This is a genomic window from Curtobacterium sp. L1-20 (genome assembly GCF_048755855.1).
GTDB lineage: Bacteria > Actinomycetota > Actinomycetes > Actinomycetales > Microbacteriaceae > Curtobacterium.
Window position 1 is genome coordinate 1,384,982 of sequence record NZ_CP151473.1, and the last position, 15,397, is coordinate 1,400,378.

Genomic DNA, 15,397 nt, shown 5'->3' on the forward strand with positions numbered 1-15,397 from the left:
TCCGTCGGTCGACCCGGGGGAACGGCTGGTTCAGGCGGTCCGCTCGGAGCGTGCCCGGTGCAGCCAGACACGGGTCGCCACCGCCACCGCGGCACACGTCGCTGCGGCGATCCCCAGGACGACGGGGGAGACGTGCGTACCGGCCGTCCCGGAGTAGACGGCAGCCGTGAGCGCGACGGCGACCGCAGCGATCGCGGCGTAGCGACCGCGTGACTGCGCGAGCAGGGACTGCCCGGCAGACGCCGCCACCGGGAGCATCGTGGTGACCACCGCGCCCAGGCCGCCCACGCACAGGGTGATCGCGAACTCGGACACGATCGAGCCCCAGAAGCCCGATCCCGGCGTGACGGAGTGCAGCACCCAGCCGACCGCGGCGACCACGAGCAGCGCGACCGAGCGCCACGTCGCGCTGCGGGCACCGGCGGCGATCGACGAGCCGAGCCGCAGCGCCGCGGTGTCGACCTGCGGACGGCCGACGGGCAGGAGGACCGCGCCGACGATCACGGCGGGCGAGAGGTCGAGCGCGCGCGTCACACCACAGGCGACGAGTGCCGCCAGGACCAGCCAGGGGGACACCCGGAAGCCGATCGTCCCGCGGTCCGCACCGGCTGCCCACCGACTCGCCAGCACGACGGTCGTCGCGAGGACCGCGGCACCGAGGAGGACCGCGATCGCCAGCCGGACGTACCGTGCCTCGAGCGAGACACCGACCCCGAGCACGGTGCAGAGTCCCACGACCAGGACGGCCACGGTGATCGACGCCCAGGTCGGCAGCAGGTCGTCGCCGTGCCGCCGTTCCGCGCGGGGACGGTTGCGGCCGAGGACACCCGCGAACGGGTTGCGGAGCCGACCCCGCGCGGTCCCGGCGACGAGGTCGAGCGGCCCGGCGACGAGCACGAGGAAGCCGGCGGCGACCGCCGTCGCGACGAGGACGGTCCGCCACGAGAACGCGGCCTGGATCGTGGGGACCGTCGCGTCGTAGGCCGTCGAGGCGGTCCAGTCGCCGGCCGGTCCGGACCAGTCGAGCCCGCGCGGGCCACCGGCACCGGTGCCGCCCCACGACCCGGGAGCACCGTCGGAGCCCGCGGACCCGCCGGTGCCGGAGCCGCCGCTGCCGCCCGTGCCGCTGCTCGGGCCGCCCGCGCCGTCGGTCGCCGAGCCGCCGGTGGAGCCGTGGCCACCGGTCGTGTCGTGGTCGCCCGGCGTCCCGCCGGCGGTGCCGGTCGGACCGGTGGGTGACGCGCTGCCGACTCCGGTGGTGGTCGTCCCGGTCGGGGCGAGCGAGGCGGACGTCACCACGACCTCGACCTGGGCGGAGGACCGCGAGAAGTTGCCGGCGGCGTCGTACTGGCTCGCACTGATCGTCCGGACACCGGGTGCCAGGGTCGCTCCGGTCGTCGTGCACGACCAGCGTCCGGATGCCGGGACATCCACGCGGCACACCGGCGCGCGGTCGACGTAGACGGTCAGCACCCCGCGCGGCTCGCCCGTCCCGACGACGGTCGCGGGCTGGGTCCGCACGCGGTCGTCCGGGCGCGGGGCGGTGATGCGCGGTGCTGCCGGCGGGGTGCTGTCGAGCGTGATCGTCACCGGTGCCGAGGCGGCGCTCCGGAGGTCGGACCGGTAGCCGGCGGCGGTGCTCGCGGTCTGGGTCGCCGTGACCGAGAGCCGGGCGTCGCCGCCGCGGGTCCCGCCGAGGGTCGCCGTCCACCGACCGCCGCGGTCGACGGTGGCGGTGCGCTCGGTGGTCGAGCCGGACACCGACAGCGTCACCGTGGAGCCGGGCTGACCCGTGCCGCTGACCGGCCCGTTCGTCGGACGGGTCGTGGTGACGACAGGGGGGACGACGACGTCGGACGCGGGGGTGCGAGCCGTCCCGACCTCCGGTGCGTCGCGGTCTGCGACCGTGAACACCTGGGCGGGTCCGGAGGCGACGGACGCGAGGCAGGACCACGACCCGGCGCCCGTGGCCACGACGGAGCAGCGGGTCGGGCCGGTCGCACCCGGGCCGGACACCCTGACGGTGTGCCCCGGCGTCGCCGAGCCGCTGAAGCGCACGGTGCTGCTCGTGATGTCCCCGGGGTCGGCGATGGTCGGTGCGACGGGCCGGCCGATCGGAGCGGTGGTGGGGGCGCCCGGGCTCGGGGAGAGGTGGTTCTGCGGGACGGGCGTCGGGGTGGGCGTCGTCGTCGCGGCGGGTGCCTGCTGGGCAGTGTCGGCGTCGGCGAGGGTCGCCGGGCCGCTCAGGGCACTGCCGCCACCGTCCACACCGCTGTCGGCGAGTGACTGCTGGGCACCGCCGCGCGTGCCCGTACCCGTGCCCTCGGCGAAGGCCGGCGACGCCACCGACCCGACGAGGACGGCCCCGAGCAACCCGACGACCAGCGCCACGGCCCCGGCGACGACCATCGCCGATCGAGGTCGCCGGACGGGGCGGTCGCCCCCGACCGCCCGTTCGTCCACGTACTCCCCGTGCGTGTTCATCCACACCCATCCCACGCGATCGAGCGGCTGGGGTCAATACGTCGAACGGATGACGCGGCCGTACACCCCGACACGCCGTCGAGGCCGGACGCCCGGTGTGTGCGGATCGGGAATCGGCCGTGAACCGCGGCTGCGGGCGGGACCACCGCTCGCGCGTCGATACAATCGATCCCGGCCCAGACCGGCCACGGAACCACCGCGAACCCGACGCGCAAAGGAGTACGCCCTCATGGACACCGGACTCATCACGACGCTGATCGTCGTCGGAGTGGTGGTGGTCCTCCTCGTGGTCGTCGGGATCTACCTCTGGGTCACGTACAACTCGCTCGTCACGCTGAAGGTGCGCGTCGACGAGGCCTGGAGCGACATCTCCGTGCAGCTGAAGCGACGGGCCGACCTCATCCCCACGATCGTGGAGACGGTGAAGGGGTACGCGACGCACGAGAAGGCCGTGTTCGACGACGTCACGAAGGCGCGCTCCGAGACGCTCAGCGCCGGGGACGCGACGACGGCCTCGACGGCCGAGGGGCACATGCAGAAGGCGTTGAAGAGCGTGTTCGCCGTGGCCGAGGGCTACCCGCAGCTGCAGTCGAGCCAGAACTTCCTGCAGCTGCAGTCCGAGCTGGTGGACACCGAGGACAAGATCCAGTCGGCACGACGGTTCTACAACGGCGGCGTCCGTGAGCTGAACACCAAGATCCGCGTCTTCCCGAACTCGTCCTTCGCGAAGAGCCGCGGCTTCTCCGAGGCGGCGTTCTTCGAGACGGCGGAGCCCGCGGCCATCGCGGAACCGCCCCGCGTCCAGTTCTGACCCGTCCCGCGTCGGCCTGACGTGTACAGCGCGATCGCGCGGAACAAGCGCAACACCGTCGTCATCGTCCTGGTCTTCCTGCTGATCATCGGAGCCCTGGGGTTCCTCGGTGGGTACCTGGCCGGCAACGTCTCGATCGGGGTCATCGTCCTCGCCGTCGCGCTGGGGTACGCCGTCCTGCAGTACTTCCTGGCGGCCCGCCAGGCGACGGCCATCGCCGGGGGCATCGAGATCGACCGCGCCTCGGAGCCCCGGCTGTGGCGCACCGTCGAGAACCTCGCCATCGCCACGGGCATGCCGATGCCGCGCGTCTTCGTGATCGAGGATCCGTCGCCGAACGCCTTCGCCACCGGCCGGGACCCGGACCACGCCATCGTCGCCGCGACGACCGGGCTGCTCGCGATCATGGACGACCAGGAGCTCCAGGGCGTCATGGCGCACGAACTCGGGCACGTCCGGAACTACGACATCCGGGTGTCGACGATGGTCTTCGGGCTCGTCGTCGCGGTGGGGCTCATCGCCGACGTGCTCCTGCGGATCTCGGTCTTCAGCGGGCTCAGCGGCGGACGCCGGAACAACGACAACAGCGGCAACAACCCGATCCTGCTCATCGCCGGGATCGTCGCGGTCATCGTCGCGCCCATCGCTGCAGCGGGCGTGCAGGCGGCGGTGTCCCGGCAGCGCGAGTACCTCGCCGACGCGACCGGCGCCATGACGACGCGGCACCCCGAGGGACTCGCACGGGCGCTCGAGAAGCTCGGTGCGTACGGCCGCCCGATGCAGACGCAGAACTCGTCGATGGCGCACCTCTGGATCGCGGACCCGATGCGGCCGGGCGTCATGGACCGGCTGTTCTCGACGCACCCGCCGCTGCCGGACCGCATCGCGCGGCTGCGGCGCGACGCCGACCGCTTCTGACGGCGTCGGTGCGCGCGGCCGATCGGACGCCTGCGGTCGGCCAGCGGTCGGGAGGCGCGGCCCGACTCCGCCCGCGACCTCGTGCCCGTCAGACCGCCGGGTCCGGCGCCGTGGGCGCGACGCGGACGTCGGCTCCGGCCGTTCGGGCAGCTTCGCCGGCCTCGTCCTCGGCCGGTGCCGGGGTCGCGTCGGTGTCGTCGGCAGCGTCGTGCGGCACCAGCGGCACCCCCAGCGCAGCAGCCACCGCCGCCGACGCGGTCCCGCGGTCGGTGACCTCGATGCCGTCCAGTCCCTGCCAGGCGGCCGTCCGCCGGAGCGTCGCAGCCAGCCGGTCGGCGTCGAGCTGCTCGCCGGACTCCTCCCACGCGGTCCGCACCCGCAGCACCCCGCGCTGCCGGTCGCTCTTCAGGTCGACGCGTCCGACGAGCCGGTCGTCCTGCAGCACCGGCAGCACGTAGTAGCCGAACACCCGCTTCGGCGCCGGGGTGTAGATCTCGATGCGGTAGTGGAAGCCGTACATCCGCTCGGCCCGCCGTCGGAACCAGACCACCGGGTCGAAGGGACTGAGGACGGCGTCGGCCGACGTGCGGCGGGGAACGCGGGCGTCGGCGTGCAACCAGGCCTTCTCGCCCCAGCCCTCCACCTGCACGGGGACGAGCTCGCCCGCGGCCGTGAGTTCGGCGATCGCCGTGGCGGTGTCGTCGGACCGCAGGCGGAAGTAGTCGGCGATGTCGGCCCGGGTACCCACGCCCAGCGCTCGCGCGGCGTGCCGGACGAGCCGGAGGACCGCCGCCGCCCGCGGGGGAGCGGTCTCGAGCGTGCCGGCCGGCAGGACCTGCTCGGGCAGCGCGTAGACGCGCTCGAAGCCGGTGCGCCCCGCCGTCACGACGTCGCCCCAGCGGAACATCTGCTCGAGGCCGAGCTTCACGTCGCTCCATCCCCACCAGGGGCCGCGACGGACGTTCGACTCGTGCTCGACCGCGCTCGCAGGCATCGGTCCCTCGGCGCGGAGCAGGGCGCGCAGTTCGCGGCGGACCCCTTCGGTCCGGGTGACCGAGTCGATCCGCGTCGGACCGGCGTCACGCGCGCGGAGGGCGTCCATCCGCCAGCGGAAGAGCGGCAGGTCGTCGCGGTCGATGAACGCGGCCTCGTGCGCCCAGTACTCGGTCCACGGGCCGCGGGCGCTCAGCGCGAGGCGGTCGAGGGTCGACTTGTCGTAGGCGCCGAGCCGCGCGAAGAGGGGCAGGTAGTGACTCCGCTCGAGGACGTTGACCGAGTCGATCTGCAGCAGCCCGAGCCGCGCGAACCCCGCCTTGAGCGCGCGCGTGGAGACCGCGTCGGCAGGTGGCTGGCCGAAGCCCTGGGCGGCCAACGCGACTCGGCGGGCCTCGGCGGCGGAGAGCGTGGTCCTGACCATGGTCTCGACGCTACCGATGCCCGCCGACAGGCCCTCCGGAGCGTGTATGCCGCATCTGGTACCTGTCGGGCGGCACATCGGTACAGTGGCGGCATGGCATGGGCGAGAAAGCAGCAGCCGACGCATCCCGACCCGGTGGTCGAGGACAGCGTCCCGACGGGCATGCGCATCGCGGGGGCGTGGTCCTGGCGTGCGCTCGTGGTCGTCGGCGTCATCGCGGTCTTCATCTGGCTCATGACCGTCTTCAGCCAGATCCTCATCCCGTTCCTCGTCGGCATCGTGATCTCGGCGCTGCTCGTCCCGATCTCGAACTGGATGCAGCGGCACCACGTGCCGAAGTGGCTCGCGGTGATCATCAGCCTGCTCGGCGGCCTGGCGGCCCTCGGCGGGCTCGTCTGGCTCGTCGTCGACCAGATCATCGCGTCCTACCCCTCGTTGCGCGACCGCACGGTCGACCAGTACGCGAACATCAAGGACCTCGTCCTCAACTCCGGGCTCGGCATCACGCAGAACGACGTGAACGGCTGGCTGGACGACGGCACGAAGTGGCTGCAGGACAACTCCGCCTCGATCCTGTCGGGCGTCGCGAGCGCCGGGTCCGGGGCGACCCACGTGTTCGAGGCCCTGTTCATCATCCTGTTCACCACGATCTTCCTGCTCATCGACGGCAAGAACGTGTGGCGGTGGACGGTCCGCCTGTTCCCGAAGAAGGCACGTGCCGCCGTGGACGGTGCTGGCGTGGCCGGCTGGATCACCCTGACGAGCTTCATCCGCGTGCAGATCTTCGTCGCGTTCGTCGACGCGGTCGGCATCGGGCTCGGTGCCTTCATCGTCGGGCTCTTCTTCGGCGGCATGCCCCTCGTCATCCCGATCGCCGCGTTCGTCTTCCTCGGCGCCTTCATCCCCGTCGTCGGTGCGATCGTCACCGGCTTCCTCGCGGTGTTCGTGGCGTTGATCTTCAACGGTCCCCTCGCGGCCGTCCTCGTGCTCGGCGTCGTGCTGCTCGTCCAGCAGATCGAGGGCCACATCCTGCAGCCGCTCGTGATGGGCAACGCGGTCAAGGTGCACCCGCTCGCGGTGGTGCTCGGCGTGACCGCCGCCTCCGGGCTCGCGGGCATCGCCGGCGCCTTCTTCGCGGTGCCGCTGATCGCCACGCTCAACGCCATGGTGACGACGATCTCGTCCGGGCGGTGGGCAAGGCTCGACTCCGACCACGTGCTCGAGGCGACGCCGAAGCGCGGACAGCACGGGCAGTTGCAGCTCATGCGGCGCCGACGGCACAAGGTGGGCGACGACGTCCCCGCGCCCGGCACGAAGCCGGAACCCACCGCGGCTGAGGGAACGGCCAGCACCAACTGACGTCACGGGTTCGTCACGAGCGCCCGAACCGGCGATGATGGGACCGTGACCGACACCACAGCGACGCTGATCCCCACCCTCGACGACATCGAGCGGGCGCGGGAGACCATCGCCGGGGTCGCCCGGGTCACGCCGATGGAGACGTCGCAGTTCCTGGCCGAGGTCCTCGGCTCTCCCGTGCACCTCAAGTGCGAGAACCTGCAGCGGACCGGTGCCTACAAGGTCCGCGGTGCGTACAACCGCCTGTCGACGCTCACCGCCGAGGAACGCGCCGCCGGTGTCGTCGCCGCCAGCGCCGGCAACCACGCCCAGGGGGTCGCGTTCGCCGCCCGAGAGCTCGGCATCCCCGCCACGATCTTCACGCCCGTCGGGGTCGCCCTGCCGAAGCTGCAGGCCACGCGGCACTACGGCGCCGAGGTGGTCCTGCGTGGCCACTCGGTGGAAGAGGCCCTGAGTGCCGCGAAGGACTTCGGGCACCGCACCGGTGCCGTCTTCATCCCGCCGTTCGACCACCCCGCGGTCATCGCCGGTCAGGGCACCCTCGGACTCGAGATCCTCGACCAGGTCCCCGACGTGGACACGGTCGTCGTGCCGATCGGCGGCGGCGGGGTCATCGCCGGGATCGCCCTGGCCGTGAAGGGGATGGCCGAGCGTCTCGGCCGGACCATCCGGGTGGTGGGCGTGCAGGCGGAGAACGCCGCGGCCTACCCGAGCTCGATCGACGCCGGCGAGCCCGTCACGGTCACGACGAAGCCGACCATCGCGGACGGCATCGCGGTGGCACGTCCCGGTGACCTGAACTTCCCGATCATCCGCGACCTCGTCGACCAGATCGTCACGGTGTCCGACGACGACGTCGCCCGGGCGCTGCTCGTGCTGCTCGAGCGCGCGAAGCTCGTCGTCGAGCCGGCGGGCGCCGTCGGCGTCGCCGCGATCATGTCCGGCGCGGTCCGCGACACGGGGCGCACGGTCGTCCTGCTGAGCGGCGGGAACATCGATCCGCTCATGATGGAGCGCGTGATCACCCGCGGCCTCGTCGCCGCGTCACGGTACATCGGCATCCGGATCATGCTGCCAGACCGTCCCGGGCAGCTGGCGCGGGTCTCGCAGGTCATCTCGGACGCCGGCGCCAACGTCGTCGAGGTGCTGCACACCCGGCACGGTCAGGGGCTCGTCATCAACGAGGTCGCCCTGGACCTGTCGATCGAGGCACGCGGGCCGGAGCACGCGCAGGAGGTCATCCACCGCCTGCGCGAGGTCGGCTTCCGGCCGGAGCTGCTGGAGCACTGAGGACCGGCCGCGGACGGGCGGGCGCCGCCCGGTCAGGGGTGGCGCGCCAGCGTCACGCGGGCCGCGTCGACCGGTCCTGCACAGGAGGCGCGGTGCCAGCTAGCACCGCGCCTCCTGTCCGTGTTCGTGGTGCGTCCTACGGGACGTACCGCTCGACGTTCGTCACCTGGACGGCGATCTCCTTGCCGTTCGGCGCCGTGTAGGTCGTCGAGTCCCCGGCGCGGAGGCCGACGATGGCGGCGCCGACCGGACTGACCGGGCTGTAGACCGTCAGGTCCGAGCCCTCGCCGACGATCTCGCGGTTGCCGACGAGGAACGTCGACTCGTCGCCCGCGATGACCGCGGTGACGACGGTGCCGGGCTCGACGGTGCCGTCGAAGTCCGCCTCGCCGACCGTGGCGTGCTTGAGCAGCTCGGTGAGCTGGCGGATGCGGGCCTCGATCTTGCCCTGCTCGTCCTTTGCGGCGTGGTAGCCGCCGTTCTCCTTGAGGTCGCCCTCTTCGCGAGCGGCTTCGATGCGGTTCGCGATCTCCTGACGAGCCGGGCCGGACAGCTGCGCCAGTTCCGCCGTGAGGCGGTCGTGTGCCTCCTGCGTCAGCCAGGTGACCTGCGTGTCGTTGCTCATCGTGATTCCCTTCAGCATGGAACGAGACCGGCCGGTGTGGCCGGTCTCGTCCGCGAATCAGGGCAGTCTAGGGAACCCAGCAGTCGTGGATCAAGCCGGTGACGCCGCGGGACACCGTGTTCACAGGCGTGGAGATGCTGCGCGTGCGCTGGTCGGACGCCCGGAGCGCGATCTCCTTCCACCCGACGATCGTGTACGACTTGTCGAGGACCTGCACCGCGCACTTCGCTGCGGTGCCCGGGTCGACGGAGACCTGACTGTGCACGACGGTCTCGTGGTCGGACACGACCTGGTAGCCGATGTCGTCCGAGTCGAGACCGTGGCTGGTCTGTCCGGGGCCCGCCCAGATCACCCAGACGACGAACACGAGCACCACGGCGGCGGCGACGACGACGCCCACCACCCGCGCCCGACGAGCGCGGCCGGGCGTGCGGCCGTACCGGTCGTCCAGCGTCGCGGTCGTGCCGGCGGACGGCTGAGGTGCCGATGGGTGCTGCGGTTCGGACAGTTCGGGGCTCCCGGGGTGATTATCCTGATCCCAGGGTAGTTCACGTGTCGCTGTGCGCTGCCCGCGTCCGCCGCACGACCAGTGAGGAACCCCACGTGCCGTACCGCCTGATGGCCGTCCACGCCCATCCCGACGACGAGTCGAGCAAGGGAGCAGCGACGGCGGCGAAGTACGTGGCCGAGGGCAACCAGGTGCTGGTCGTGTCGTGCACCGGGGGCGAGGCCGGGGACATCCTCAACGAGCAGCTCGGCGAACCCGCGACCAGCAGGGCGCACCGCGACATGGCCGGGTACCGCCGCACCGAGATGGCCGGCGCGCAGGCGGCGCTCGGCATCGACCACGTCTGGCTCGGCTACCACGACTCCGGCCTGCCGGACGCCGAGAAGGGCGAGGTCGTGCGCCCCGGCACCTTCTCGACCGTGCCGCTCGAGTACTCCACCGAGACGCTCGTCCGGGTGATCCGCCGGTTCCGCCCGCACGTGCTCGTCACGTACGACGAGAACGGCGGCTACCCGCACCCCGACCACATCCGCACGCACGAGGTCTCCGTCGCCGCCTGGCGCGACGCGGCGGACCCGGCGAAGTACCCCGACGCCGGACCCGTCTGGTCGATCGCGAAGCTGTACTACGAGCGGACCATGAACCCGCGTCGCTTCCGGACGATCTTCGAGGCGCTGCAGGAGCGCGACCCGGACAGCCCCGCGATCGAGCAGCTCCGCGAGTGGGTGGAACGATTCGCCGACCGGCCCGACCTCGCCACGACGCACGTCGACGTGCACGAGTACTTCGACGCCCGCGACGCCGCACTGCGCGCCCACGCCAGCCAGGTGCCGCCGGACAGCGCCTTCTTCTACTGGCCGAACGACCTCCTCGCGACGGTGTGGCCGACCGAGGACTACCAGCTCGTCGAGGCCCGCGTGCCCACCGAGCTCCCCGAGTCCGACCTGTTCGCAGGCATCCCAGTCGACAAGGACACCACCGAGTGAGCACCATCGCGGCCGTACTCGCCGCCACCCCCAGCCCGAGCCCGACCTCGACGGTGCCGGACGTCGACGTGACGCCGGGCGTCGCCGGCTTCATCGCGATCGCGGTGGTCGCGGTCGTGACGATCCTGCTGGTCATCGACATGACCCGACGCATCCGTCGGACCCGCTACCGCGCGGAGATCCGGGAACGCCTCGAGGCCGAGGCCGAGGCGAGCACGACGGCGGACGGTCGCGCCGCGGTCACGACCGACGAGCCGGGACGGCGCGCGGCCGAGGACGGCCGGGCCGACCTCGGGGACGACACCGAGCGCGGGTGACGCGACCGGACGGCGGACGGGAGGCGCGGGGCGGATCCGTCCCGCGCCTCCCGTCCGCCGTGTGGTCCCCTGACGCGTCGCGCGCCGACGGGACGACGGGTGACGTGGGACCGCTGGCCAGCGGCCGCAGACCTCAGCGCACGGGGTGGAGTGCGACGAGGAGCACGCCGGCCCACTGCGCCGCGAACGCGACGACGGTCAGCGCGTGGAACACCTCGTGGAAGCCGAACAGCGTCGGTGACGGGTCCGGACGCTTGAACGCGTAGACCAGGGCGCCGACGATGTACGCGATCCCGCCGGACAGGATGAGGACCGTCATCGGGACGCTCGCCGCGAAGAACTGCGGCAGCAACCCGAGCGCGGCACACCCGAGCACGAGGTAGATCGGCACGTACAGCCAGCGCGGGGCGGTGATCCAGAGGACACGGAACGCGATGCCGAGCGCCGCGCCCGACCACATCACCCACAGCACCACGACCATCAGCGTGTGCGGCAGGGCGCAGATCGCGACCGGCGTGTAGGTGCCGGCGATCAGCAGCAGGATGTTCGTGTGGTCGATGCGCTTCAGCACGCGCTTGACCGTCGGCCCCCACGGGAAGCGGTGGTAGGTCGCCGAGACGCCGAACATCGCGAGCGAGGTGGCCATGAAGACGGCGCTGCCGACCTTCGCGGCGGGTGACCCGGCGAGGCAGATGAGCACGATCCCCATCGCGACGGCGAACGGGAACGCGCCGAGGTGGATCCAGCCGCGCCAGGCGGGTCGGGTCTCCGAGGTGCTGGCGACCGCGGTGCTCGCGGCCTCGTCGGTGAAGGGGACGTGGGGGAGCGTCCCGGTGTCGTGCTCGGCCTGCATGGTCCGACCGTAGGGCCGGATGCCGAACGAACGCCGAACACCGGGTGTCGCGTGCACCCGGGCCGTGGGCGGTTCCGAGGTCGGGTGCACTATGTTCGTCCCGTGAGCGGCAAGGTCGGATGGGCAGGGCGCGGGATCCTCTACCGCGCCTACCAGAGCCGCATCCGGCGACAGATCGACGACGCCGCCAAGCCGAAGCACGTCGCCATGATCGTGGACGGCAACCGGCGCTGGGCGAAGCAGCTCGGGCTCGAGTCGGCGGCGCACGGACACCGTGCGGGTGCGGCGAAGATCCCCGAGTTCCTGACCTGGTGCGACGACCTCGACATCCAGGTGGTCACGCTCTACCTGCTCTCCTCCGACAACCTCACCGGGCGCGGCGGCGAGGAGCTCGAACAGCTCGTCGGCATCATCGCCGACCTGGCCGGCACCCTCGCCGACCACCGGGACTGGCGGGTCCAGCACGTCGGCGCGGACGAAGGACTCCCGCCGGCGCTCCTCGCCGCGCTCGACGACGCCGAGCGACGCACCGCCGACCACACCGGCCTGCACGTCAACCTCGCCGTCGGGTACGGCGGTCGGCGGGAGATCGCCGATGCCATGCGCAGCATCGTCCGGGCGCACGGCGAGGGCGGCGGCACCCTGGACACGCTCGCCGAGGTCCTCACGCCCGAGCTCATCGGCGACCACCTGTACACGCAGGGACAGCCCGACCCGGACCTCGTGATCCGCACCTCGGGCGAACAGCGGTTGTCGGACTTCATGCTCTGGCAGAGCGCGCACAGCGAGTTCTACTTCGTGGAGGCCTTCTACCCGGACCTGCGCGAGGTCGACTTCCTCCGGGCGGTGCGCGACTTCGGACTCCGGTCCCGCCGCTACGGGGGCTGACACCGCGCTGCGCTCAGCGGCCTGCGTTCGCCCCGCGGCGACCATCCCAGTAGACTCACAGGGTTTTCGTCCCACGGAAGGTTGCACCTGTGAACATCGCCGAGTATGCCTCAGGCTTCGCCGAGGAGCCCGGCTACCTCGACCACGCCGCCTTCGGGCCCGTGCAGACCGCGGTCCTCGAGGAACAGCGGGTCCTCGGCACCATCCAGGAGCACATGCGCTTCGGGGCCATGGAGACGCTCGACGAGCAGGACGCCCGGGTCCGCACCGTGGCCGCGCGCCTCGTCGGCCGCCGCGAGGACCAGGTCGTCTCGCAGACCTCCACGACCCCGGGCCTCCTGCACACCGCCTTCGGGCTGACCGGCGGCGTGCTCGTCTCCGCCGACGAGTACCCGTCGCTGCCGCTCGCCCTCGCCAGCGCCGCGTCGGCCACCGGCGGCCGCGTGCAGCCGGTCGTGATCGAGTCCGGCGCCGGCTGGATGACGCCGGCGCTCATCGCCGCACGCCTCACCGACGAGGTCACCGCCGTCGCCGTGTCCCTCGTCGACTGGCAGACGGGCTACCTCGCCGACCTCGCGGCCATCCGCGAGGCCATCGGCGACCGCCTGCTCATCGTCGACGCCATCCAGGGCTTCGGCGTCGTGGACGCCCCGTACGAGGTCGCCGACGTCGTCGCGACCGGTGGGCAGAAGTGGCTGCACGCCGGCTGGGGCACCGGCTTCACCGCCTTCAGCGACCGGGCACTGAACCGTCTGCGTCCGGCGCTGTCCGGCCCCCACGGCACGACCGGGTGGCCGACCGAGGTGCCGTCCGTGCGCCCCGGGGCAGCCGGGTTCCAGATGACGCGGGTCGACCCGGTCGCCCAGGCGCGCCTGGCGGTGTCGCTCGATCGACTCACCGCCGTCGGCGTGGCCGCGGTGCAGGAGCGCGTCGCCGACCGGGTCGAGCGGGTGTTCGACATCGCCGACGAGTTCGGCCTGTCGATCGAGTCCAGCCGTGACCCGGGCGAGCGCGCCGGCATCGTCGTGCTCCGTCCGCCGCAGGGTCGGCTCACGGCGCTCTCGGCGGCGTTCCACAACCATGGCGTCACCGCGACCACGCGGCTCGGCGTCGCCCGCGTGTCCGTCTTCGCGTCCACCACGGACGAGACGCTCGACATGTTCCGGGACGCCTGCCTGTCCTACGCCACGATGCAGTAGCGGCGCTGCGCCACCGCGGTCCGTGCTGCCGCGGTCCGTGCTGCCGCGGTCCGTGCTGCCGCGGTCCGTGCTGCCTGAGCGACACCGTGCCCCCGTCCGGTCGGGACCGTCCCGCGAGAGCGACGGTCTGACGCCGAACGACCGCGGCAGTCTGTCGCTTTCGCGCACGTGCGTGCGACCCGGCCGACGGGACCGGTCTCCTGTTCACGCGACCGTAACGCGGGGAACAGCGTGTCGCTGGTGTCGTGTCGGGGGTGCGACGTACGTTGTCGGCATCGGGCACCGCGCCCGATCGAAGCGGCCACAGTCGGTGCTTCGGGACCCGCTCCACGGCCGCGTTCGAGGACATGGACCGGGCCGAGCGCGGCCCGGGGATGGAGTGGTCGTGACCTCTCAGAACGTCTCTCGCGGAACACAGCAGCAGCACACCGCGGACTCGTCCACATCGGTCGCCCAGCGCACGTACGTGCTCGACACCTCGGTGCTCCTCAGCGATCCGCGGGCACTGTTCCGCTTCGCGGAGCACGCGGTCGTCCTGCCGGTCGTCGTCGTCAGTGAACTGGAGTCCAAGCGCAACGACCCGGAGATCGGGTACTTCGCCCGGCAGGCCCTCCGGCTCCTCGACGAACTGCGGATCGAGCACGAGCGGCTCGACTTCCCGATCGCGATCGGCGAGGGCGGGTCGTTCCGCGTCGAGCTGAACCACTCGAACCAGTCCGTCCTGCCGTCCGGGCTGCAGCTCGGCGACAACGACTCGCGCATCCTCGCGGTCGCCTCGAACCTGAAGAACGACGGCCTCGACGTCGTCGTCGTGTCGAAGGACCTGCCGCTCCGGGTCAAGGCGTCCTCGATCGGCATGGCGGCCGAGGAGTACCGCGCCGAACTCGCGGTCGACAGCGGCTACACCGGGGTCGCCGACCTGCAGGTGTCCGGGGAGCAGATGGCCGACCTGTACGAGCGCGAGGAGATCCGTTCCGCCGCGCTCGAGGGCATCCCGGTCAACACCGGCGTCGTCATCCACTCGGAGCGTGGCTCGGCCCTCGGACGCGTCGTCCCCGGCGGCTCGGTGACGCTCGTGCGCGGCGACCGCGAGGTCTTCGGCCTGCGCGGCCGGTCCGCCGAGCAGCGACTCGCCATCGATGCCCTGCTCGACCCGGAGATCGGGATCGTGTCGCTCGGCGGTTCTGCCGGCACGGGCAAGTCGGCGCTCGCCCTCTGTGCCGGCCTCGAGGCGGTGCTCGAACGGCAGCAGCACAAGAAGATCATGGTCTTCCGGCCGCTCTACGCCGTGGGCGGGCAGGAGCTCGGGTACCTGCCGGGCGACGCGAACGAGAAGATGAACCCGTGGGCGCAGGCCGTCTACGACACCCTCGGCGCGCTGGTGTCCGACAACGTCCTCGACGAGGTCGTCGAACGCGGCATGCTCGAGGTCCTCCCGCTCACGCACATCCGCGGGCGCTCCCTGCACGATGCGTTCGTGATCGTGGACGAGGCGCAGTCCCTCGAACGCAACGTGCTGCTCACCATGCTGTCGCGCATCGGGCAGAACTCGAGGGTCGTGCTCACCCACGACGTGGCGCAGCGGGACAACCTCCGGGTGGGCCGGCACGACGGCGTCGCGTCGGTGATCGAGCGCCTGAAGGGGCACCCGCTGTTCGCGCACGTCACACTGACGCGCTCGGAGCGGTCGGCGATCGCGGCGCTCGTGACCGAGCTGCTCGACTCGCCCGACCTCGTGTAGC

Annotated in this window: 14 protein-coding genes; 9 read left to right on the forward strand and 5 right to left on the reverse strand. The window is 72.1% G+C overall.

Features of this window, described 5'->3' with window-relative positions; all coding sequences use genetic code 11:
* Positions 1 to 30: 30 nt before the first annotated feature.
* A complete protein-coding gene (locus AAEP86_RS08120; RefSeq protein ID WP_420370034.1) occupies positions 31 to 2,484 on the reverse strand; it encodes a hypothetical protein in 2,454 nt (817 codons plus the stop codon).
* Between the two features lie 229 nt (positions 2,485 to 2,713).
* On the opposite strand from AAEP86_RS08120, the gene AAEP86_RS08125 reads away from it, so the two are divergent.
* Entirely contained in the window at positions 2,714 to 3,295 is a 582-nt protein-coding gene (locus AAEP86_RS08125) for a LemA family protein (RefSeq protein WP_420370035.1), read from the forward strand.
* Between the two features lie 21 nt (positions 3,296 to 3,316).
* Positions 3,317 to 4,213 carry a M48 family metalloprotease gene (locus AAEP86_RS08130; protein ID WP_420370036.1) on the forward strand — a complete coding sequence of 299 codons (897 nt, stop codon included), beginning with the start codon at positions 3,317 to 3,319 and terminating at the stop codon, positions 4,211 to 4,213.
* 88 nt (positions 4,214 to 4,301) lie between these two features.
* Here AAEP86_RS08130 and AAEP86_RS08135 read toward each other — a convergent pair whose 3' ends face one another.
* Entirely contained in the window at positions 4,302 to 5,630 is a 1,329-nt protein-coding gene (locus AAEP86_RS08135; RefSeq protein ID WP_420370037.1) for a winged helix-turn-helix domain-containing protein, read from the reverse strand.
* 93 nt (positions 5,631 to 5,723) lie between these two features.
* On the opposite strand from AAEP86_RS08135, the gene AAEP86_RS08140 reads away from it, so the two are divergent.
* Together AAEP86_RS08140 and ilvA are read left to right on the forward strand one after the other, a co-directional pair.
* A complete protein-coding gene (locus AAEP86_RS08140) occupies positions 5,724 to 6,989 on the forward strand; it encodes an AI-2E family transporter (protein WP_420370038.1) in 1,266 nt (421 codons plus the stop codon).
* Positions 6,990 to 7,034: 45 nt separating this feature from the next.
* A complete protein-coding gene (gene ilvA, locus AAEP86_RS08145) occupies positions 7,035 to 8,279 on the forward strand; it encodes a threonine ammonia-lyase (protein ID WP_420370039.1) in 1,245 nt (414 codons plus the stop codon).
* 136 nt (positions 8,280 to 8,415) lie between these two features.
* Here ilvA and greA read toward each other — a convergent pair whose 3' ends face one another.
* Both greA and AAEP86_RS08155 read right to left on the reverse strand, forming a co-directional pair.
* Entirely contained in the window at positions 8,416 to 8,904 is a 489-nt protein-coding gene (gene greA, locus AAEP86_RS08150) for a transcription elongation factor GreA (RefSeq protein ID WP_420370040.1), read from the reverse strand.
* Positions 8,905 to 8,971: 67 nt separating this feature from the next.
* Complete coding sequence (locus AAEP86_RS08155) at positions 8,972 to 9,304, reverse strand: DUF4307 domain-containing protein (protein ID WP_420370041.1); 333 nt, start codon at positions 9,302 to 9,304, stop codon at positions 8,972 to 8,974.
* Between the two features lie 203 nt (positions 9,305 to 9,507).
* On the opposite strand from AAEP86_RS08155, the gene mca reads away from it, so the two are divergent.
* Both mca and AAEP86_RS08165 read left to right on the forward strand, forming a co-directional pair.
* Positions 9,508 to 10,398, forward strand: coding sequence for a mycothiol conjugate amidase Mca (gene mca / locus AAEP86_RS08160; protein ID WP_420370042.1), 891 nt, complete (start codon positions 9,508 to 9,510; stop codon positions 10,396 to 10,398).
* Positions 10,395 to 10,715, forward strand: coding sequence for a hypothetical protein (locus AAEP86_RS08165; protein WP_420370043.1), 321 nt, complete (start codon positions 10,395 to 10,397; stop codon positions 10,713 to 10,715). The genes mca and AAEP86_RS08165 overlap by 4 nt, the downstream gene beginning before the upstream one ends.
* A gap of 133 nt (positions 10,716 to 10,848) precedes the next feature.
* Here AAEP86_RS08165 and trhA read toward each other — a convergent pair whose 3' ends face one another.
* Complete coding sequence (gene trhA / locus AAEP86_RS08170) at positions 10,849 to 11,568, reverse strand: PAQR family membrane homeostasis protein TrhA (RefSeq protein WP_420370044.1); 720 nt, start codon at positions 11,566 to 11,568, stop codon at positions 10,849 to 10,851.
* Positions 11,569 to 11,670: 102 nt separating this feature from the next.
* On the opposite strand from trhA, the gene AAEP86_RS08175 reads away from it, so the two are divergent.
* The 3 genes from AAEP86_RS08175 to AAEP86_RS08185 all read left to right on the forward strand — a co-directional run bounded on the left by AAEP86_RS08175 (position 11,671) and on the right by AAEP86_RS08185 (position 15,396).
* Positions 11,671 to 12,456 carry an isoprenyl transferase gene (locus AAEP86_RS08175; RefSeq protein ID WP_420370045.1) on the forward strand — a complete coding sequence of 262 codons (786 nt, stop codon included), beginning with the start codon at positions 11,671 to 11,673 and terminating at the stop codon, positions 12,454 to 12,456.
* Positions 12,457 to 12,545: 89 nt separating this feature from the next.
* Complete coding sequence (locus AAEP86_RS08180; RefSeq protein ID WP_420370046.1) at positions 12,546 to 13,655, forward strand: aminotransferase class V-fold PLP-dependent enzyme; 1,110 nt, start codon at positions 12,546 to 12,548, stop codon at positions 13,653 to 13,655.
* 379 nt (positions 13,656 to 14,034) lie between these two features.
* The gene (locus tag AAEP86_RS08185; RefSeq protein ID WP_420370047.1) at positions 14,035 to 15,396 is read left to right on the forward strand and encodes a PhoH family protein; all 1,362 of its coding nucleotides are present in this window, start codon (positions 14,035 to 14,037) and stop codon (positions 15,394 to 15,396) included.
* Position 15,397: the final 1 nt, after the last annotated feature.

Excerpts from the sequence above, each read along its gene's own strand:
- AAEP86_RS08135 (WP_420370037.1), bottom strand. The coding sequence starts at position 5,630 with ATGGTCAGGACCACGCTCTCCGCCGCCGAGGCCCGCCGAGTCGCGTTG.
- AAEP86_RS08140 (WP_420370038.1), top strand. The coding sequence starts at position 5,724 with ATGGCATGGGCGAGAAAGCAGCAGCCGACGCATCCCGACCCGGTGGTC.
- trhA (WP_420370044.1), bottom strand. The coding sequence starts at position 11,568 with ATGCAGGCCGAGCACGACACCGGGACGCTCCCCCACGTCCCCTTCACC.
- AAEP86_RS08120 (WP_420370034.1), bottom strand. The coding sequence starts at position 2,484 with ATGAACACGCACGGGGAGTACGTGGACGAACGGGCGGTCGGGGGCGAC.
- greA (WP_420370040.1), bottom strand. The coding sequence starts at position 8,904 with ATGAGCAACGACACGCAGGTCACCTGGCTGACGCAGGAGGCACACGAC.
- AAEP86_RS08125 (WP_420370035.1), top strand. The coding sequence starts at position 2,714 with ATGGACACCGGACTCATCACGACGCTGATCGTCGTCGGAGTGGTGGTG.